Origin of the sequence: Pyrobaculum sp. (assembly GCF_049971835.1) — an archaeon.
Classification (GTDB): domain Archaea; phylum Thermoproteota; class Thermoprotei; order Thermoproteales; family Thermoproteaceae; genus Pyrobaculum.
On record NZ_JBMFKV010000021.1, the window covers coordinates 1 to 18,888 of the forward strand.

General features: G+C 56.8%; 20 protein-coding genes and 2 pseudogenes. 6 read left to right on the forward strand and 16 right to left on the reverse strand.

The window, feature by feature from the left end; translation table 11 throughout:
- Both ACP5J3_RS03225 and ACP5J3_RS03230 read left to right on the forward strand, forming a co-directional pair.
- Nucleotides 1–224, forward strand: a pseudogene (locus ACP5J3_RS03225) (hypothetical protein); the annotation flags it as partial.
- 27 nt (nucleotides 225–251) lie between these two features.
- Nucleotides 252–1,001, forward strand: a complete 750-nt coding sequence (locus ACP5J3_RS03230) for a hypothetical protein (RefSeq protein WP_428494333.1) — start codon at nucleotides 252–254, stop codon at nucleotides 999–1,001.
- Between the two features lie 360 nt (nucleotides 1,002–1,361).
- Here ACP5J3_RS03230 and ACP5J3_RS03235 read toward each other — a convergent pair whose 3' ends face one another.
- Nucleotides 1,362–2,225 (reverse strand): hypothetical protein, encoded by an 864-nt coding sequence (locus ACP5J3_RS03235; protein ID WP_428494334.1) that lies wholly within the window; start codon nucleotides 2,223–2,225, stop codon nucleotides 1,362–1,364.
- A gap of 47 nt (nucleotides 2,226–2,272) precedes the next feature.
- Between ACP5J3_RS03235 and ACP5J3_RS03240 the strand changes: the two genes are divergently transcribed.
- Nucleotides 2,273–2,695 carry a hypothetical protein gene (locus ACP5J3_RS03240; protein WP_428494335.1) on the forward strand — a complete coding sequence of 141 codons (423 nt, stop codon included), beginning with the start codon at nucleotides 2,273–2,275 and terminating at the stop codon, nucleotides 2,693–2,695.
- A complete protein-coding gene (locus ACP5J3_RS03245) occupies nucleotides 2,676–3,620 on the forward strand; it encodes a hypothetical protein (RefSeq protein ID WP_428494336.1) in 945 nt (314 codons plus the stop codon). Before ACP5J3_RS03240 ends, ACP5J3_RS03245 begins: the two co-directional genes overlap by 20 nt.
- Here the strand turns inward: ACP5J3_RS03245 and ACP5J3_RS03250 are convergent.
- The 5 genes from ACP5J3_RS03250 to ACP5J3_RS03270 all read right to left on the reverse strand — a co-directional run bounded on the left by ACP5J3_RS03250 (nucleotide 3,595) and on the right by ACP5J3_RS03270 (nucleotide 9,396).
- Nucleotides 3,595–4,149 (reverse strand): hypothetical protein, encoded by a 555-nt coding sequence (locus ACP5J3_RS03250; protein ID WP_428494337.1) that lies wholly within the window; start codon nucleotides 4,147–4,149, stop codon nucleotides 3,595–3,597. The two genes, ACP5J3_RS03245 and ACP5J3_RS03250, sit on opposite strands and share 26 nt — an antisense overlap.
- The gene (locus tag ACP5J3_RS03255; RefSeq protein ID WP_428494338.1) at nucleotides 4,113–5,357 is read right to left on the reverse strand and encodes a hypothetical protein; all 1,245 of its coding nucleotides are present in this window, start codon (nucleotides 5,355–5,357) and stop codon (nucleotides 4,113–4,115) included. The genes ACP5J3_RS03250 and ACP5J3_RS03255 overlap by 37 nt, the downstream gene beginning before the upstream one ends.
- The gene (locus ACP5J3_RS03260) at nucleotides 5,357–6,856 is read right to left on the reverse strand and encodes a hypothetical protein (RefSeq protein WP_428494339.1); all 1,500 of its coding nucleotides are present in this window, start codon (nucleotides 6,854–6,856) and stop codon (nucleotides 5,357–5,359) included. The genes ACP5J3_RS03255 and ACP5J3_RS03260 overlap by 1 nt, the downstream gene beginning before the upstream one ends.
- Complete coding sequence (locus ACP5J3_RS03265) at nucleotides 6,853–8,061, reverse strand: hypothetical protein (protein ID WP_428494340.1); 1,209 nt, start codon at nucleotides 8,059–8,061, stop codon at nucleotides 6,853–6,855. Before ACP5J3_RS03265 ends, ACP5J3_RS03260 begins: the two co-directional genes overlap by 4 nt.
- 126 nt (nucleotides 8,062–8,187) lie before the next feature.
- On the reverse strand, nucleotides 8,188–9,396 hold the full coding sequence (locus ACP5J3_RS03270) for a hypothetical protein (protein WP_428494341.1): 1,209 nt from the start codon (nucleotides 9,394–9,396) through the stop codon (nucleotides 8,188–8,190).
- On the opposite strand from ACP5J3_RS03270, the gene ACP5J3_RS03275 reads away from it, so the two are divergent.
- Nucleotides 9,379–9,579, forward strand: coding sequence for a hypothetical protein (locus tag ACP5J3_RS03275; protein WP_428494342.1), 201 nt, complete (start codon nucleotides 9,379–9,381; stop codon nucleotides 9,577–9,579). The genes ACP5J3_RS03270 and ACP5J3_RS03275 overlap by 18 nt on opposite strands.
- A gap of 2 nt (nucleotides 9,580–9,581) precedes the next feature.
- Here ACP5J3_RS03275 and ACP5J3_RS03280 read toward each other — a convergent pair whose 3' ends face one another.
- From ACP5J3_RS03280 to ACP5J3_RS03320, 9 genes are all read right to left on the reverse strand, one after another.
- On the reverse strand, nucleotides 9,582–9,725 hold the full coding sequence (locus ACP5J3_RS03280) for a hypothetical protein (protein ID WP_428494343.1): 144 nt from the start codon (nucleotides 9,723–9,725) through the stop codon (nucleotides 9,582–9,584).
- Between the two features lie 218 nt (nucleotides 9,726–9,943).
- A complete protein-coding gene (locus ACP5J3_RS03285; protein ID WP_428494344.1) occupies nucleotides 9,944–11,278 on the reverse strand; it encodes a hypothetical protein in 1,335 nt (444 codons plus the stop codon).
- On the reverse strand, nucleotides 11,279–11,701 hold the full coding sequence (locus ACP5J3_RS03290; RefSeq protein ID WP_428494345.1) for a Trm112 family protein: 423 nt from the start codon (nucleotides 11,699–11,701) through the stop codon (nucleotides 11,279–11,281).
- A gap of 58 nt (nucleotides 11,702–11,759) precedes the next feature.
- Nucleotides 11,760–12,197, reverse strand: coding sequence for a type II toxin-antitoxin system VapC family toxin (locus ACP5J3_RS03295; RefSeq protein WP_428494346.1), 438 nt, complete (start codon nucleotides 12,195–12,197; stop codon nucleotides 11,760–11,762).
- Entirely contained in the window at nucleotides 12,175–12,408 is a 234-nt protein-coding gene (locus ACP5J3_RS03300) for a ribbon-helix-helix protein, CopG family (RefSeq protein WP_428494347.1), read from the reverse strand. The genes ACP5J3_RS03295 and ACP5J3_RS03300 overlap by 23 nt, the downstream gene beginning before the upstream one ends.
- A 321-nt stretch (nucleotides 12,409–12,729) precedes the next feature.
- Nucleotides 12,730–14,166, reverse strand: coding sequence for a hypothetical protein (locus ACP5J3_RS03305; RefSeq protein WP_428494348.1), 1,437 nt, complete (start codon nucleotides 14,164–14,166; stop codon nucleotides 12,730–12,732).
- Nucleotides 14,167–14,246: 80 nt separating this feature from the next.
- Nucleotides 14,247–15,473: a hypothetical protein gene (locus ACP5J3_RS03310; RefSeq protein ID WP_428494349.1), complete on the reverse strand. Its 1,227-nt coding sequence runs from the start codon at nucleotides 15,471–15,473 to the stop codon at nucleotides 14,247–14,249.
- Nucleotides 15,474–15,617: 144 nt separating this feature from the next.
- Complete coding sequence (locus ACP5J3_RS03315; RefSeq protein ID WP_428494350.1) at nucleotides 15,618–16,802, reverse strand: AAA family ATPase; 1,185 nt, start codon at nucleotides 16,800–16,802, stop codon at nucleotides 15,618–15,620.
- 27 nt (nucleotides 16,803–16,829) lie between these two features.
- Complete coding sequence (locus ACP5J3_RS03320) at nucleotides 16,830–17,741, reverse strand: tRNA-ribosyltransferase (RefSeq protein ID WP_428494351.1); 912 nt, start codon at nucleotides 17,739–17,741, stop codon at nucleotides 16,830–16,832.
- A gap of 227 nt (nucleotides 17,742–17,968) precedes the next feature.
- Here ACP5J3_RS03320 and ACP5J3_RS03325 point away from each other — a divergent pair, with 227 nt between their 5' ends.
- On the forward strand, nucleotides 17,969–18,454 hold the full coding sequence (locus tag ACP5J3_RS03325; RefSeq protein WP_428494352.1) for a hypothetical protein: 486 nt from the start codon (nucleotides 17,969–17,971) through the stop codon (nucleotides 18,452–18,454).
- Here ACP5J3_RS03325 and ACP5J3_RS03330 read toward each other — a convergent pair.
- Nucleotides 18,446–18,888: pseudogene (locus ACP5J3_RS03330) on the reverse strand (winged helix-turn-helix domain-containing protein); the annotation flags it as partial. The gene ACP5J3_RS03325 and the pseudogene ACP5J3_RS03330 overlap by 9 nt on opposite strands.

The following is an 18,888-nucleotide window of genomic DNA, read 5'->3' on the forward strand; positions in this document are numbered from 1 at the left end:
ACATGCCTCTCGCTAGGCGCTACTTGGAGATGTGCAGGCGTTATGGGCTGGACTGCCGCCTCTCCGAGCGGAGGCCCGCCGAGATATACGCCGCGGAGCTGTGCGAGGCTGAGTGCGGGGCTGGGTGCGCCGTCGTTACAAGGGATTACGACGCCGTTGCGGTAGTTAAGAGGTGCGCCGTCCTTTTGTTTAGAGGTGGGAGGTTCTGGCGCGTTCAGCAGTGAGACTTAAAAATATAGGTTCTTACCAATATGCTACGGGTGTCTCAGCGTAGATCCCATTCGGTGAAGTTTTTCCTCTTACTCAGCGTCCTTGCCGCTATACTTGCCGTCTTGCTTTTCTCAACTTCGCGGGGCGGCGGCGCCGTGGCTAAGGCCAATGTGACTGTGGGCGACGAGGTGGATCACTGCGAGCTTCAACTAGAAGTGGTGTGCCTTGGCGTTTTTACAGAGGTAAGTGGGGTGGTGTGGGGGCCTTGTGAGTATAATGGAGATGTGGTCTTGTCCCCCTCTCCGCCGATTAACTGGATGCCGGGTTGGGGCTATATATGCCACGCGGCGGGGAAAGTGGGAAACGAAACCTACGTCGTGTTTGTAAGGCCGGCGTCGGCCCAGCCGCCGAGTAGGACAGACCCCTTCCCCGAGAACCTGGTGTTAAAATGTTATGCTAGATATGTCAAAAACAAGACAATTGTCATGAACCCCGTCTTGTATCCTGTAGATGTTTTGTTAGTCGTTAATGTAAATAAAAGCGTGGGGTATCTTACATTTGTCTACAGAGCCCCGATACCTTTCCGTAACGCCACCGTGGTTTTTAGTAATTCGGGAGTATACATAGCTCTGCCGGAGTGGGCTGAGGTGGGGGTTAAGAGAGAGATATTAGGCCCTGTGCTCAGCCGTTGCTCATACGTAGTCAATGCCACAATTGACGTCTCAAAGCTGAGGCTTGGGGAGCCGCTGTACAACGCCACGGGGAGCTTCCTAAGGATATCCACCAGGTGAGGCGTAGCAACCGCGGGAAACGCGAAGCGAAGGCGCCTAGAGGATTCTCCCACTAACGACGGCAACACCACAGGCTAGGAAATTTTTGAAGCCGAAAATCCCAACCGCTTCTTAAAGAAAAAAGACGTATATTAGCAGGTTTAGTAAAGACGCCTCGCGTGGTTTGCGATGCGGCTACATTTACGGCCTCGCCGGGGGGCCAGACGCGGGGGCCGTGTGCGCTGTGCGAGTCTCTCCGCCAGCTACTGGCGAACCGCGAATGTAGACGCCTAGGGGGGATACATCACTATTTGAGAGAGCGGCTTGGAGCTCGGCTTCGTCGGGTTGTCAATTTTTTGAGTCCTCACCGTGTCCACGTTTCTACAGCTGGGCGTCTACGTGGTAGTCTGGTCTTAGGGGTATGTCGATCACAAGCCTCGCAGTGTATTCGCCGCCCCCGCCGTAGCCCAACAGCCCCTCGCGCTCTATCCCGAGGGTACCGGCGTGTGTCGGGGGGACGGCGCCTTTGATGATGTAGAGCCTGGGCCTCCCGCCGATGTCCAGCTCGACGCGTCTAGATCCGCTCTCGGCGGCGAGCAACACCTTCTTGAATCTGTGGTGTCCCGTGTCTACGTGGAGCTCGAGCCGCGCCGACCTGGCCTTGACGGGCCAAAAAGTCAGCTCGGCCTCCAGCACGGCGCCTCTGAGGGCTAGGCCTGCCGACGCGGAGTCCCCCTCCGGCGTGGAGAGGGTGAGTTGCACCGGGCCTCTCTGGGGGAGAAACGCCGGATCAACAGCGGCGATGTAGACGCCGCGGCAACAGTCGTCCAGTATCTCGTAGGCGGGTAGCCAGAGGTACAGCCTATACCCCGAGGCCGCTACTATGTACCCCCTGGCGTGTGTCCACTCGAGCCGGGACAGCACCGTGGGCTCCCCCGCCGGCTCGAACTTAAAGTAAATGGTGCTGTGCCTCCCCGCGTCGTGGTAGTACGACACCACGTAGCCGGGCCGGGCCGCCACGGGCCTCTTAAGCGCCCCTCCGCAGTCCACCAGCTCAGCGGCTCTCGACGCCTTGTTAAACCTCTTGGCCGCGAGTATTGTAGTCGCGGCGGAGGCGAGGAGCACTATAGGCACGGCCCACATGGCGTGCGGGGCCAGCACCGCTATGAACACCACGGCGATTATCGCAATACCGGCGCGGTCCCAGGCCGAGTCGACGAGTACCTCGGGGCGGCATGCCTCCACGTCCCAGAGCCTGCGGAAAGTTTTAAAGATTGGTGGGAGATTGTTGCGTGGAGATCCCCGAGCTCTCCGAGGTGGATTTTGAAAATGTGTCCCTCTCGGCGTCGGGGCCGGCGGAGTACACGGTGAAGTTCGGCACGCCGTGTAAAGCCGCCGCGGACGTGAGGGTGGACAGCCTCATGTTCACCTGGCCGAGAATCTTCGCCAAGGCCCTGGTGGTGGTCTACAGATGCGGGGACTTCTGGCCGCACTACGACGTGAAGACGAAGGCCCTCTCCGTGGGGCGGAGCCTCTACGTTCTTGTTAACTCCGTGGCGCGCCACAGGTCGCAAGACGCCGAGCTGGTCCCCCTGGAGAGGGGGCTCCAGTGGAACTACATCGCAAAGATCGCCTCGGCGGCCCTCTGCAAGACGCTTAGCGACGTCCTCCACCTCGAAATGAGGTGCAAGTCCTATGTCTCGGCGGAGTTTTGACCCCCGCATATTCGCCACCGGCCTCTGGGGCCTCGCCATAGTCCTCACGGGATTGACAGCGGCGGCCGCCCTCAGCTACGCGGCCCCGGCGGCCTCCCGGCCCCTCCTCTACGCCGTGTCGTTTATCCCGTGGGCGCTTGCCATCCTGCGGCGCGACCCAGCCACTCTGGCCGCCCTCGCCGCGGCGGCGGCCCTCTTCCTTCTGCCGCACATGAGAGATCTGGAGGCCGACCACTTCATCGCGGCGGCCATAGGCATCGCGGCGCTGGAGGCGAGAAAGCCCCTGGGCCTCCTCGCCTACGCCGCCGCCGTCTCCTCAGCCCTCGTGCCGCACGGCTACACGGGGGCAGTCTTCGCCGCGGCCTTCGCCGCGGTGTCTACCCTCGTGGAGACTAGGTGGGGCTGGGGGGCGCTTTTCGCCGCCGTCACAGCGCTGGGGATCATCTGGCCTAAGTTGCACTGGGGCCTCCAGTGGCAGTACATAGCGGCTGGAGTCGCCGGCGCCGCCGTGTTGAGAAACAGGAGGCTGGCGCCCCTCCCCCTCTCAGTCGCCGCGCTCGGGGCCGCCTCCTACTTCCTCAACACGGGTGGGGTTGTGTACCTCTCCTACCCCCCTATATACTCCGAGAACTATGCAGTGCCGCTGTGGCTTGCGTGGCTGGCCAAGGCGGCCTTCGCCGCGGCTCTCCTTTGGGACGGGCGCCGCCGCGGGCCGGCCTTCCTAGGCGCAGTTTTCGCCGCGGCGGGGGTGGCCTCGCTCCCCACCCCCGCCGGCCATGCATATTACGCCGCGAGGCCTGACCTTGTACACATATTCTTCATGGCCGCTGCCGCGGCGTATCTCTACAAAGGCCCCATCTATACGACCCGCGGGTCAGCACATCCACAGCCTCCGAGGTCTACCGAGGCGCGTGCTGCCTTTTGACCCGCCCCCACGCCTTCTCTCCAAGATACATCGCGAGGAGCGCCGCCGCGATGTATATGAAGTCTGTGTAGACAGCACCGTCGTAGTAAATGTAGATCACGGGCTCCCCGAAGCTGAAGTAGCTAAACCAGTCCCCCATTACACCTGCGCCGTTTTCGCCGTCGGCAGTTATCCAATACACACCGCATGTGGCGCGCTCCCACTCCCCCCAGCTGTGCCGCTCCACCCTCCACACGCAGATCTCCACGGGGTGCCACATCCCCCTGGGCACCTTGAATTGAAATGTAGAGCCGGTGTAGACGGTTTTTACAAAACCCCTGGCGTATATATACATCGTGGCGTTGACCGGCCTGCCGAAAAAGTCCACGACGCGGATAGTCACGTCAACCCAGCCGTCCCCGTCGAAGCGTTGCTGCGGCGGGGTTCCCGCCGGCGCCGTCTGCCCCTTCACCATGTCGCACAGCTTCGGCACGCCTACCGCCGCAACTGCGGCTAAGAGTAGTATCGCGGCGAGCGCAACCTTTCCCATACGTACACCGCTAGGACTAGGAATAAGAAGACTACTACAGACTCCAACAAGCCGTCTGTCACTATGAGAACCGCGTGTCTATCCGCCTCCACGCTCACCACATCTCTCCACGGAGACGGCACAGACGGAAAATCGACGCGATATACCTCAAAGAAGTACCTCGCGGGAGTAGCCGCCGGAATTGAAACACATCCAAATCGCCCCGGAAAGCTCTCAAAATTTACATAAACAGTAATACGGCCAGCGGGGTTGATCCCGAAGTAGCAAAATGTCAGCGAGCCGGGTGGGCCTCCTCCGATATCAAGCTCGTCGATAAAGACGCTACTCCCACTTACGTCTCTGGCCACTACAAGAGTCTTATTCCCGCCTGGCTTCTGGAGAAACTCCACCACCTTGCCGAAGTAAGCCGCCGCCCACAATATCCTCAAATCGCTGTCCAGGACGTATAGGTAGTTCAACGCAGGTGTGTTGGCTTGCGGATCTGGCTCCGCCACGATCTTGACGTAGATATACCTCCCGTCGGTGTATACCGATGGAAAGTTGCCCTGGAGCTCAAGACTCGCCGACTCCTCTCTAGACATCTTGATAATTCTACCATTCCAATACATGTAGATAGAATCGCCTAGACAGACAAAACTATAGAAGCGTAGAAGGCGGTTGGTGCTGACAATTTCGCTACCGTCAATCGTAATGATAGTTACGGCGTCGTCCCGCATAAGGGCGAACCCGCCCCCGCAGTTTACATATTCGTAAAACCTCCCAACCTCTCGCTGAGACACAAGCGAGAAGTCGTCGAGACGCCTAATCTCGACATAGTTCCGCTCCCCCCTACCCACCAGCAACGCCACTACGCCGTCCCCGACGACGACGCTTTTGCCATACCACAGAGAGCCGTTGAGAGACACGAAACCCAAATACCTCAGCGACTTGTCAAATAGATAGGCCCCGCCACCCGTCAGCAACAGGAGCCCGCTTTCAGACGCGGCGCATGCGGCGATCCCACCCTCCACCTCAATTACGCCGCTCACATCGCCTTTTACGTGCACCAGCGACTTCGGACTGGGCAGGTCGTAGAAAACCTCGACGGCGTATACACGCCCACCGCCGCTACACACGTCGACAAAAACCCCACCCACGACGCCCTCGATAAGATAAACCTGGCCGAGAGCCAAAGTGGCCAATACCGCCAAGGCTAACACCAGCCGCATCATCGCCTACCTAGACGTCTGGACGCCGCGCTGGAGAACTTGTCCAGCGCGTAGAAGACGCCAAACAACGCGGCCGCTGGCAAAAGTTCGAGGTAGGTAACCCCGTCGCGGTAAATGTAGAGCGTGTTGCCCTCCACTGCGAACAACCTGTCCAGTGACATATCTCGCAGGGCAATGCGGCCGCCGGGCTCTACACGAAATGAATACCACGTGGTGATATATTCCTCTGTTCGGTAGCCGCCCCTCTCCACGTCTCTGAAGAATGATACCCCCGCCTTGTACTCGCCCTCTGGCAACACCACGTCTAGGGGGGACTTCGCAATATCTCGAAAACACGTGGCGACGCTACCGTAGATCCCGACATAGAGGTGGCCGTCTAGAGGACGCCTGAAGAAGTCCACAAGTACAATTCTCACATGATGGCCCCTAACCTCTATTACAACTTCCTTAGCCTCCCCGTCGCCTACCTCAAACTCGACGCTCTTGACACCCCCGCAGTGGGCCACGTATCCCACATACCTCCCGGCCAGCACCTTGAAAGGCCCGTAGACCGGCCCCCCGACCTCACCCACGCCTATGATACCGGTTTTTACATTTCCGAGTTTAATGTCGGAGGCCGCCCTCACGACGGCTGTGCCGTTCGGCAGGTAGGGGCGCCTCTCCAGACGGCTCCCTCCGTAGTAGATGTAGATGTAGCCGCCGTCTGCGGCTAGCTCCACGTGGCGGGAGCCCAGGTATATCCTCTCCACCTCCCCCCAGGATCTGGCCACTGTCACGTAGTTGGGGCCGTGGGGAGACTGCAAAGCCACCGCGTATATGGCGTCGCCTTTGATAAACGCTTTGTGTATTAAATCCCGCACCCCGCGGCCAATGTTAACGACCCCGTATTTGCTAATCCTCAGCCACTTCGTCGGCGTGATGTAGTACACGCCGCCGTCGCCGTCGGGAACCACCTCGCCGTGCTCCCCAGCTGTGTGCATCAAGGTGCGGGAGCCGCCGACACCGATGTAGTATATGTCGACTCTCCAAGGCGGCCAGTTGTATTCAATGAGCCATAATTCACATCCGCTGGAGACAAGCATGTAGTATGCATCGGCTTTACTCCACCACACATCTTCCACAAACTCGAGATTTGGCGTGAACCACTTAATAGCGATGTGGGACATGTTATCCACAAGAACGGCGACTCTACCGCAGTGATTAGTCAACGCGACGAGCCCGTCGATTTCCAGACGCCTCTCCACCCCCAAGGGGCCCGCCTTGACGACTATGTAGCTATAGCCAGTCGCCACGCCGAGGTATAGGCTGTCTCCAATAACTACACATCCTATCGCTAACGCCGCGTTTACACCTCCCTCAAGTTGGAAAGAGTTTACAAGCCTCAACGTGTGTTTCTCAAAGACATATACAGCGTCCCCCAGGGCGTATATGTAGTAGTTCCCAATGCAGAGAGCCGACGCGCTTGCCGCCAGGTAGAGGAGAAGTAGAAGTCCCCTCATGCCCTCCTCTTTATGTAGAACGCCGCCGCGGCCGCCACCGCCATAGCTAGGTAGAGTATGTGGTCATCGTAGAACACCACCAGGTTGGCACCGCCTGGCTGAAGGGCCTTTACCTCGCCGTGGTGTGGGCGTATGCAGTCTAGATACGTCTCGACTAGGTAGGTACCTGCGAGGAGATTGTCTACAGTGACACAACCTGGGTAATTCACCATGGCCACCAATGCCCTGTCCACAATCACACATTTCAGTCTCAGCGATAGCGAGTAGATGCATATGGTGAGGTTGCTAGCCGCGGTGTTTCGTAAATCGACTATGTGAATGATTGCCTTTCTGCCGCCAAACTCACCCCAAGTCACAAAAGCTAGTTTGTCGTTTCTAAATCTGTGGATGTAGACATCACTGTAGGAAACGATGTTAAATCTGCCCAGCTGTCTAAGCTCGCCGTCGAAAACCAAAACCTCCACGACGTTGAGGCCGCGCCTCCTCACTACGTAGACATATTCCCCATCTACAAACACTTGCTCAACGCCGTCGATCCCCTTCGCGACGGCCGTGCCGCGCCCCCTTGGTATCTTCACCAATGAGGTGGAGTTGTAGAGAAGAACTCCGTCGCCAAGGCACACAACTCGCGTATATAGCCCCACCTCAAGCCTCTCCACATCGGCGCCGCATAAGAGTAGCGCTGTGCCGTTCCACATATACACGACTACGCCGTGAGGAGACTCCTTTATAGGTCCCAGCCGCTCCCCGCTGAGGACCTCCAGTAGCGCGAAGTCGGAAAGCCGCCTCACCTCTAGGTAGCCCCTCCCGTCTATGTACCTGACTATTAACACCTTGTCGCCTAACCTCCCCACATATTTATAAAATGGTCCGTCAATGTTGGAGTTGTTATACTCCAGCCTGGTTAATCTGTTGGCCACAGCGTCGTAGATCGTGACATATTTCCTGGAGAAGAGCAGAACCCTGCCCCCGTCTGCGACGCAGTCTGCCACGTAGTCGTCAATATAGACGCGGGAGGTTGAAAGACTAGTTAGGTTAACAACATGCAGAACGGTCTTGTCGCCCAGGTCTACGATGTAGATATATGGGCCGTCGCTACACACAGTGACCATATACTTATACGTCATAGCCACCTCCACCTTGTGAGGCATCCCCTCTGCGAGGAGAAAAACCACAGCGACGACATACACAATAAGAAATCTCATACCACCTCTAGAGGCTCTCCATATAAGCCTTAGCTCGTACAAATGTGCAAAGTTCTGCCTGTGGCCGTCGTCAAGCGTCTACGTGGCCGCGGAGCGCTGTTTGGGCTGTGGTTGGCGACACCGCCCTTAGGCGCTTGTCTGCGGCTGGTTGTGCCGCGGCGCCGCGGCGCGGCTTCTTGTCTTGTGGAGGAGCTTGGCGATTTTGTCCACGGCGTAGAGCGACGGAAGCACCACGGCCGCCGCCGTCAAAACCTCCATGTAGGTAATCCCGTCGCGGTATAGGTACACGGCGTCGCCCATGTGGACAAAGGGAGAGTCTGCGGAGATTTTGACGGATCCGTCGCGGCCTATCTCTACGTCGAGTCTGACTTGGCGCAGATCTTCGAAGTATCTACCCCCGCTTCGTTCTATCGGCATGTAGGTGACGTCGATTACGTACTTCTTGCCCTTAAGCAACACGAGCCTTGTCTCGTAGCCAGGTGAGGTGTAGTTGTGGCAGTCGCCAACCGCTACGCCTATGTGGCTCTCCACGGGTCTTCTAAAGAAGTCCACGGGGACAAAGCGTAGTGTGACTGCGTCGAATTCCATCTCGACGTATCCTGACATCCCGTCGGCTACGTATATACGCTTCTCTTCTCTGACGCCGCAGTGCTCCAAATAGGCGGTGTATATCCCCGGCCACAGCTTTACTGGGCCGAACACCTCGTCAAGCGTTTCGCCTACCCCCTCGATACCTATACGCACGCCATGGGGGCCACCCCTCCTAATGAGGTAGATGGTGGCGTTGGGCACGTAGCTACGCCTCTCTAGACGGCCGGTTTCAAGAAAGTGGCGCTGTAGGTAGAAGTAGAGGTGCTCCCCGTCTGTCGCTACTCTATCCACCTCTGGGGTGTAGATCCTCCCCACCACAGCCCCCTTTTCAAGATCGACGAGTATGATGCTTTTGATGTAGTTCCACGCGTCTACGCTCTGAACGTCGAGGAGGTACAGGCGGTTTTTGGTCACCGCATAGGCAATTGGCGTCGCATGGAAGCCTCTACCTACGATAGACACGCCGCCTTCGTCGACTCTGTAGATCCAGTCCCTCCCGATGTAGTACACCCCGCCTCTGCCGTCGGGTACAGCCACGCCAGTTGTATTCAGCGTTAAGACTCTTGTTAGGTTGCCCGAATTCAAGACGTACAGCGCCGGCGTTGGCGGCGGCTCGGCTAGCCAGATCTTGCAACCGCTGGCGGCCACCTGCCACCACGCAGATTCTGAACGCCAGACAGATTGGTCGATGAGCTCTAGGTCTTGGTTGTAGATTCTGAGCGACCAGTGGCTACCGTTGTTCATCAACGCGGCCACGCCGCCGCATGTAGGCGCCAGGCCGTAAACCCACCAGCCACTCAGCTTAAGTTCCTTATCGATACCCCGGGGCGTCAGCTTGACGAGGCTTTCGCCTATAAATGCGTAGGCGTCGTCGCCCTCGGCTACACATACAAGATGAGCCGAGCGTACCTCTATCCAGTCGTGTAGCTTTAGGCTTTTTTGTCATAAATCTCAACGGAGAAGCCTGTGCGGTAGACATAGTTCTTGCCTACGCAGAGATCTCCTACTGCCGTCAGCAACGCCGCCAGGAGTACGACAGCTACGGCTGTGTAGAGCAGGCGGTGTTTAGTCATGTGTCAAACAGAGTCGGCGTAGTGGTGTGATAGCAACGTGTTGCACTATAGCCAATACCGCCTTTCGCCAACTCTTGGGGCGCTCCCCCCGCCGCCTAGGGGCAGACCTATTTGACAAGGGGCATCTGCTGGACATCTACATCGCTCCACGACCCGCGTTATATATGTTGATCCGCTGTAGATGCCAGGCGCGTTGCCGTGCGTCGGCGAGGCTTTTATCAGCGTAGCAGATCGCTGATGTCGCTGACGCGTCGTCTGAGCTTCCAGTACAGAAGCGCCACGTACAGCGCCGCCGCCAGCCCCACGTAGACGGTGGACTTGTCGTAGAGTAGGATGAAGCGATCTTCGCCGGGTTTGAGATCCACCACCTCGCGGACGGCGTGTGGGAGCCAGAAGAGCGACACAATGGCGGAATTGTCAGCGTCGACGTAGTAGCGCCCCGGGAGTAGGTTCGCCAGTTTTATACATTTAATGCCAACTCCATTATACTGCATTAAATTATTGTAGTTGACTAACAGCTCGAAAAATCCTATATATGTAAAGAGTTTGCAAATCTGTAGCGATGAAGGCTTGATGCTGGCTATGTCCGTGGTGTAGAACACCTTAATCCACAGGTAGTTGCCATAGTGGTATCTTGATATCCACTGCGGATGCCCAACTAGGATAAGCGCTGTGTAGTTGCCGACTTTCACAAGAGGCGAGGGTTTAGTGAGGAAGTGATAGTATCCAATCGGAAGTAGGGTTGAGACATGCCTCAGCTCGGCGTCGTACACATACACCTCCTCCAGCGAGCCCTGCGGATGTAGACGGCGGACCGCTAGGTACAGGTAGTTGCCGTCGGCGTCTAGGGCCACCGCGTCATCGCGTGGCGCTTTCTTCACGGCGATTCCGTCGGTTTCTATCTCGTCTGCCCCGCCCACTATGTACAGACGGCCTTTTAGCAACGCCGCCCCCATAAACCAGCGCGTCGTGAAGGTTTTGTTTTGGCCGAGCACAGTGACGTTATTTGATCCGTAGGCCAAGACGCCGTCGGGGAAGCTCTTAATCGCGTATACCCCGTCCGCTGGGATTGTGTCGACTAGGCTAAAATCGCGCGGGTCGCGTATCTCAATTACTCTCCTCCCGTCGACCTCTCTGAGTATGTAGAGGAGGTCTTGGTGGGACGCCACAGCCAGGTCAAGGGGGGTTACCGCCCTGTTTGGGTACGGGATTTTAACCCAGGCGTTATATCTAAGGAAGTATATTACAACAGAATCCGCCGTAAATAGATAGATTTTGTCCCCAGCGGTTGCGCATTGGACACCTCCCACATACCCAGGTATAACGCCTTTAATACCAACTCTCCTTACAGATACATCCGTTAGATTTACTATGTGTATGGACACGTCGGGGGGCGCGGGGACGACCATGTAGATGGCGTGGGCGTCGCTACAGTGGTATAAGTCGTATACATGTGGTTTGGGGATGTATAGCTCTATCTCTTTCCAGTTGGCTCCTGCCGCTACTGTGAATAGGAGCGCTAGGCAGAGGGCGAGGCAACCGGCTTTTCCCATCTATTTTTTGGAGAGGTTGAAGGGTTTGCCTTGGTTTATTATCTTGTCGGCGATGTCGGGGGCGAGGCGCCTCAGGTCTGGGGCTACGGACTCCAGGAATTGTAGCTCCTCCTTCTCGTTTCTCAACTCGTCGGGGAGCATGCGGGGTATTTCCTCGATTATGGGGTACCACCGGCCGCATGTGGGGCAGTATATGACTCCTGTCTCTATCTCCCACCTGTGGCACTCCTCACATGGGAGGGTGTCTGGCTTGGGGTGCTCCTTGATCTTTAGGTCGCGGTAGGAGCAGTACTCCTCGCAGAAGGGCTTCCGGGGCCACGTGTACTGCCTCTCGGGGTGCTCCGTACGCTTAATAACGACTAGTCTAAGGGGGAAGGTCTTGTCGTAGGGACACGCCAAGACGTCCATAAGCCTGTACTTCATAACACCCAGATTGTCGGTGTTAATAAAAATTGTTTTAGGCGGCAAAGACCTCTTGCAGTTAGATTTGTCTGCACTTAACTCCTTCAGCCTCAGCCACGTTGCAGAGCTTCTCGTCGCCTGTTATCAATTCTGAGTTTGTCTGGATGGCGGAGATTATCTGCAAGGCGTCTACGATGTATAGGCTGTGTTTTTCTACGTATTTGCTCGCCTCTAGGATTTGGCTTATTGTCAGCGGTGTCAGCCTCATGGCGCCTAGTTTTGTCAACCTCCTCACGTCTCCCAGCAACCTCTTCTTGAGGAGGGGGTAGATCTCGGGCCGGCCGGCTCTCCTCGTGGCTTTGTGAATTGCGGATAGGGCCTCGCCCACATTGAACAAGTGCATGTGTAAAACCGCGTCGCCGTTGTAGGCAGAGATAAATATTTTTCTCACCTCTTCAGAGCCCTCCTCCTTTATGTACCTCTTCACAAATGCGCTAGTGTCTAGATAAAGCCTCATCTCTCATCTCTCTAACTAGGCGAGAAGCCCGCAGTCCTAGGTCGACAGGTTCGAAGTCTAGCTCCTCTGTGGAGACGGGTATCTCTCCAAAGTACTCCCTTAGAATCTTCTCCAGTAGCTCCGACACGTCCATCCCCTCACGGGCCGCCTCTTCTCTAAGCCTCTTCCAAATCGCGGCGTCTATGTATACGCTGGTGCGAATTTTCTCCACAGTACATATACTCTCTTAAGTATATATGTTTTAGCGCGCCGCCACCGCCATCTGGAGATGTAGTTTTCTAAACGACTGAGATCTCGGCGTCTGCGATCAAGACCTCACCGCTACCAGGTGGTCGTCAATATAGGCGCCGTGGACTTTAATCACCACATCCGCGGATTATGGCAACATACGCCGGCGAATTAACACGTCAGCCCCAGAAGCCCACGGCCTTTAGAGCGGCTGAGGCATACGGGGTTTCTCGAGGCGGGGTTGGGGCTGTTAATCTGCATAGGTCGGGGGTGCTCAGCGTTGAGATTTTGGAAGGAGAGCTCTTTAACGTCTTGTCTGCGTGTAGCCACCTAGGCGCTTTTTTACATGGCGCCAGCTCATGTACAGAGCCGCGAGTGCTCCCGCCATAATGACCTCTAAGTATGTCACGCCGTCTTTGTATATTTGAATTGTAACCTCGCCTCGGCCCCACGCGAAGTACATGCCCGGGCTTTCCTCGTAGCCTCTAATAATGTTTCTACCTGGTTCTACAAGCACCGAACCGTCGTCGCTTGTTTTTACAGTGTACCTCAGCCGCCTGACCTTCTCCAAGACGTAGCCCGCACCCCCCTCAGAGATGTAGTACGCCACGACGAGGCTGTACTCGCCACCGCCGGGCACAACCACCTCAGCCACGCCTTTGTCAGACAGCACAGATGCGCATGTGGCCCTCCCGTACGCCGCCGTTGACAAGTAGCCTGAGGTGCGCCGGAAAAAGTCCAGCACCTCTACTCTTATCCTCACGCCGGTTAGCCTAATGGCCACCGTTTCCTCGCCGCCGTCCTTCACCTCCACGACCACCTCCCTACTCCCCCCACAGTGCTCTACTTTTACAGTATATCTCTGGGCAAATACTCTCACAGGCCCTAGTACGCCTTCGGCAGACAGCCCAGCGCCTTCGACCTCTATGACATGGGGCACCTCCCCAAGAACTCTAACCGTAAGCGTCCCATTTGGAACATATCGGTATTTCACAAAACCCCTCGGGCCGTTGGGGACGTAGATATACTCCCCGTCCGACATCGCCCAGGAGAATAGACCCGCCCCGTATATCTCAACCATCTCTCCCCCAGGCTTGAAGTAGGCCACCACTCCGCCGTCGCTAACGAGGTAGTACCCTTCTCTGACAACTAGGTGCTTAACTATGGGCTTGTCGTACCCCTCCCCCACGCGGAGAACCTGGCCTGCCGCCACGTGGTAGGTATGGCGCTGTGTTATGACATACACGCCGCCCCTCATGTCGGGCATCACATAAGCGGGTAGATCTAGATCAAAGATTTTTTCAAGCCCGCCGTCCCCCACGTGGTAGAGCACAGTGCGCCCCTCTCTCAACACCGCCAGCCATAACCCGCACCCGCTCCCCACCAACTGCGCCCCCTCAACAGGCTCCAGCTCGGTAGATAAGAGAAGCCTAAATTCATGGGTGTAGAGGAGTAGCGTGGCGTTTCCCTCATGTATTAACAACACCGCGACACTGCGGCAGTCCGCGCCTACGTGAGCATATGCAAAACTCGGCAAGTCCACAGCGCGCTCAACACCCCCCGGTCCTATTTTCCACAAGGCGTATCTGCCACGCTTAACCCACCTGGTACCATCTGTGTAGTAAGGCACGGTTACTGCGAAGAACACGTCTCCAGCTACGGCGTAGCTCTGCACAACGCCGTCAACAGGGACCTCAGCTACTCTTACCCCACTGTTTTTATCGTATACATAGACTTCCACTCTCGCATCTACATAAATATGATCCGCGCCCACGGCGTTAGCTAGCGCAAAGGGCGCCATTAGAAGAGCGGATATTATTACTACGAAAATTGAGGCCATGTTTTTTCAACCAGTCTATATACAGTTACAAAAACCGCTAGACCTATCGCAAATATTAAAAATACATCGTTTTGATGGTGTATGTACACTGTCGTGTCGCTACCTGGCGTAACCTCTCCCCGCCAGTAGTACTCAAGTCCCCATAGGAGAGACTCGGCCCTTACTTCATACACGCCTGGTATTAACCTAGGGATGGTTAAACAAGGGCCATGCCGTGACGTAACGAAATGGTTTATGCTCGCCGGCGCATCTCTGAGTAATAGAGTGATGTAGCACACCGTAAGGCGCCCTGGCTTTATCTTCTTCACATCTACTTTAAATATAGAGATTTTTACCCAGTTCTCAGTAAAAATGACTGTGGAGTTGCCGCTTTGATAAAAGCGCGCCCTTTTCATACGTCCGTGCAAGCCCAACATACCGGTACTAGTTTCTAGCAGTGTGAAATTATTAATTTTATTTAAATCTTTATCATATACAACTACGTTTAAATATTGATGTTTGTCTATTTTGTATATGTATCGGCCGTCTGTTTCTATTACTCCCCACGGCTCCGATAAAGGCACTTCTCTAATCTTACGTGACCCTTGATAAAGGGCCAGCGTACCGTTAGGCGTCAGCACGTATACCACATCGCCTATTTTCACAGGGCAACACCTCACCAGAGAAAAATTTATTGTAACTATCTCATCGCCGACCAGTATCCAGTCTCTCGGAGTGTCGATAAGGACACCGTCTTGTAAGATCAGATAGTCGTAGGGTTCTATCTGCATCCGATATTCAAGCTTTAGAGTGTCTACCTGGTATATCTCCACAATCTCTGGGTAGCCAACTATCAGCTTATCCGCAGATATTGCCACGAACTTCGGATAAGGAGGGAGACTTACACTGCGAATTAAACTGCGGCTCTTTACGTCGTATACAGCCAGGCGACCACTGGGGTTCAATAGGTATAGGTGGGGGCCGCGCGCGGCGCATCTTATCCACGAGCCATTTATTACCCACCTAGCCAACCTCCCTTCGACGAGGTCTACTACTATTATTTGAGTCAAGCCTTCGAAATCTTCCAACAAGTATACAGCTTTTTCATCTACACAGAAGTCAGTAAACGAGTTTATAGGCTGAACAAATGCGTGGAAATAACCCAACTGATCTGCCAACGCTGGCGCGGCTGTTAATAGGAGTCCAGTAATTAACAAGCTAATCCACATTCCAACCTAAGGTCGTATATTAATTTTTCCATGAGGGGGGGTTTGCCTTAGTTTATTATCTTATCGGCGATGTCGGGGGCAACGCGTCTCAAATCTTGGGCGAAGGATTCAAGCCTATACTTCGCAACACCCAGATTGTCGGTGTTAATAAAAATTGCCGTGGGTGAATGTCTTGAATATCGACTGGGCCATCTCCACCAGCTGTTGGGGGCCGTAGGCCTCGTCTGCGACGTCTCGGGGCGGCTCCTCGGCGAGGCTCACAAGCCCGGCGCGGGGGAGGCCGGCTCTGCGTATCTTTTCCACGGCCCGCCGCGCCTCTTGTCTAGATATGGGGCCTGTCTTGATTTCGTAACCCACGGCGCCTTCCGCAGTAATCACCACGGCGTCTACGTCTCCGTGTGGGAGGTAGGCTAGCTGGCCCCCCTTTGCCTCGGCTAGAAGCTCTCCTATGTTGAACTGCAACTCCACGCCCCATGGGAGGGGGCCGGGGGCCCTGCCCTCTGATATGTGGTACTTGGCCTCGGCGTATAGGGCGAGGCGGAGGGGGGTGGAGGAGATGCGGTGGTAGCTCCTCTTAGAGCCGTATATGGGAATCTTCTCGACTAGCCCCATCTCAACGAGTCTGTTTAGATACGCGCTGGCGGTGGAGGCGGTGACGTCGAGGCCTCTCGCCGCGGCGTAGTTAGCCACCACGGCGGAGTTCCACTCCCCCTCTGCGAGGGCGGAGAGGACTACTTGATACAGCTTAGTGATGGTCCTCTCCTCTTCTGTAAACACCTCGCCGATGAGGCCCATGGCGGACATGTAGAGGGCGTATATCTTCTCCTCGGCCTCCCGCGGGTGGGCCACGATGGAGATAGTCCAGGGGTCGCGCCATAGAGCCGCCTTCTGGAAATCTCTCAGCTGGGCTAGGGCATCTGCGTATTTGATCAAGCCCATTTTATAGACGTCGAATAGCCCCAGGAGGGGGCTACGGGAGTCGAAGATTTTTCTAAGCATTCCGAAGCTGGAGCCGCTTATTATGAGTGAGCCGTGGGGGTGGGCCGACGCGACCAGGTCCCAATACCTCTCGGGCACTCTCTGGAATTCGTCTACCACGGCGGAGCCCCCCCTTTTCAACGTCTTTACCACCTCGCGCAGGGCCTCGTCGAGGCGCCAGAGGTCATCGCCGATGAGCGCCTCGCCCGACCTAGTCACAGTGATGTAGAGGTCGTACCTGGCGCAGTTCCTGAGGGTGAAAGTCTTCCCCACCTTCCTCCTCCCGTAGACCAACAGCCACCCGGCGGCCCCGGCCACCCTCCTACACTCTCTTCTCTTGAGAATATTCATGCGAGAATATTCTCATGTGTATAAAAACTATGCCGTGGCCACGGCTTGGTATAGCTTTTTGAAGACGGGGGTCCGCGGGGGCTGGGTCCACGACCTCGTCACTACCCAGGCGTTGACCAGGGCCCTGTATTCGAAGCTTGTCTTTATCCTCTCGTAGAAGCCGTCTAGCGCCGGGAACCCAGTCTCTCTTAGGAAGTGATAGAGCTCCTCCAGCTCGCCGTCGCGGGGCTTGGCCCTGCCAAAGTTGACTGCTCTGTCTGTGACGTGCCTCTCGCCGCCGCCTGGGAGTATGACTTTGCCGTAGGCGGCTTTGAGGCGCCAGGTGGCGCTGTCCGTGCTGTCCACACCCATGGCGTGGAGAATAGGCGTAACCGAGGGGCTACCCATCCCCAGGACGTGGAGGGGCCCTCTGAACTCCCGCCTCGCCCTGGCTATAAGGCGGAGGGCGAGCATCCGCGACCCCGGCGGGGCGCCTCTGGTGATCAAGACGTAGGGCACCGCCGCGCCGATGGCGAGGGCGGGGGCGTCCAGGTAGAGGCGGAGGTATCTGAAGAAGAGGGCCTCGTCTCTATACACGTGGAGTACTGGGACGACGCTGTCACCCACGGCCCGCCTCAGCCTCACCCAGTTCCGGTATGTTTTTTCAAACTTCTTCTCGGCGACGTCGGAGGGGTCGCCTGGGGAAGGGGGCACGTCTAGGGAGAGGTAGAGCTGGGCGTCGACCCGCCTATATACCTCGGCTATCTTATCCACGTCTACGGAGAGGCCTTTTCTCAGTATCTGGTAGCCTCCGGAGTCTACCCAAAGCTCCCCCTCGTAGCCCAGCACGGCGCGGGGGTCCCTCTTAACTTCAAGTGCGTTGATCATCAGCGCCGGGACGTCGAAGTAGAGCCACGGCCTCGGCACGGCGTTTATAGGCGTCCCCAGCACTATTCTCACTTTATTTTAGCTAATGGACTTATAAAACAGGTCCTTGGGGTATATTGAAACTTTCAGCAAACTCCAGGAGATAATATTTGCGTATTATCCCCACACGGCGGTCAGCTAGGGCTAAGCCCCATCACCACTCAACCTCTGCCGAACACATCACCGAAAAAAGCCCGCGGCCTTTAATAAAAAATCTTCCGCAACCGCGAAGTTTTAATACACACCCCGAGGGGGACTGCGTGTTGCTCGTCGTGGTGAAGTCAGACAGCGAAGAGGTGATGAGGAGAGCTAGGAGGGCTGTGGGGGGTGTGGAATTACTCCCAGGCCTCTACCTCACCTGGACCCCCCGGGAGAGGCTGGCGAAGGCGGTAGAGGCCTTGAAGAGGGAGATCATCAAGCGGTGGGACGCCGAGGGCCGGGGGCCCACTCTTGAGGTGGCCGTGTTGCCGCTGACCGAGGAGCAGTACAGAGAGCTGAGGCCCATGGCGAGGGCCGTGATTGAGGAGGCGGCGGAGTCCCTCCTCGCCGAGATGGACAGGTTGCTGGAGGCCATGCGCTCAGATAAGAGGCGCGGCGAGGGTCTGCTGGGGTGGTACCGCGACGTGGCCAGCCGCTACCAGAAGCTAGTAGACGCCTCGATGGCCCTGGACATAGAGCCCACCGTAATGGGGAGGCTGAGGGAAAAATGGAAGGAGGTCTCCCTCGAGGCTGGGCGTCTACGCTAAACGCGCCTCCACGACGCCCCCAGCCACCTCCGCGTTTAGAGTCACAGTGCCCCGCCTCCCCGCCCTCGGCGGCGGCAACCTCGCCACGCCCCCCGCCACTTTGGAAACGGCGTTAAAGCCCACCTCCTCGGGCAGTCCCAGCTCAAGCTCCACCACCCCTCCGGCCGCCTCCACATTGATTACGGACTCGCCGTCGAAGGGCTGGTAGCGTATCCTCCCGCCGAAGGCGCCCCCCGCGGCCTCCACGTCTATCCTCCCCGGCGCCGCGGCGACGTCCATCTCCACCGCCCCGCCCGTCACTTCCGCCTTCAACACCTTGAGATCGGCCTCCACGGAGACGTACCCGCCAGCCACCTCGAGGACAAGCCTCTCCAGCCCCTCGGCCTTCGCCTCCACTTCGCAGTTCTCGACGGCTATGCGGCCCTCCGCAATCT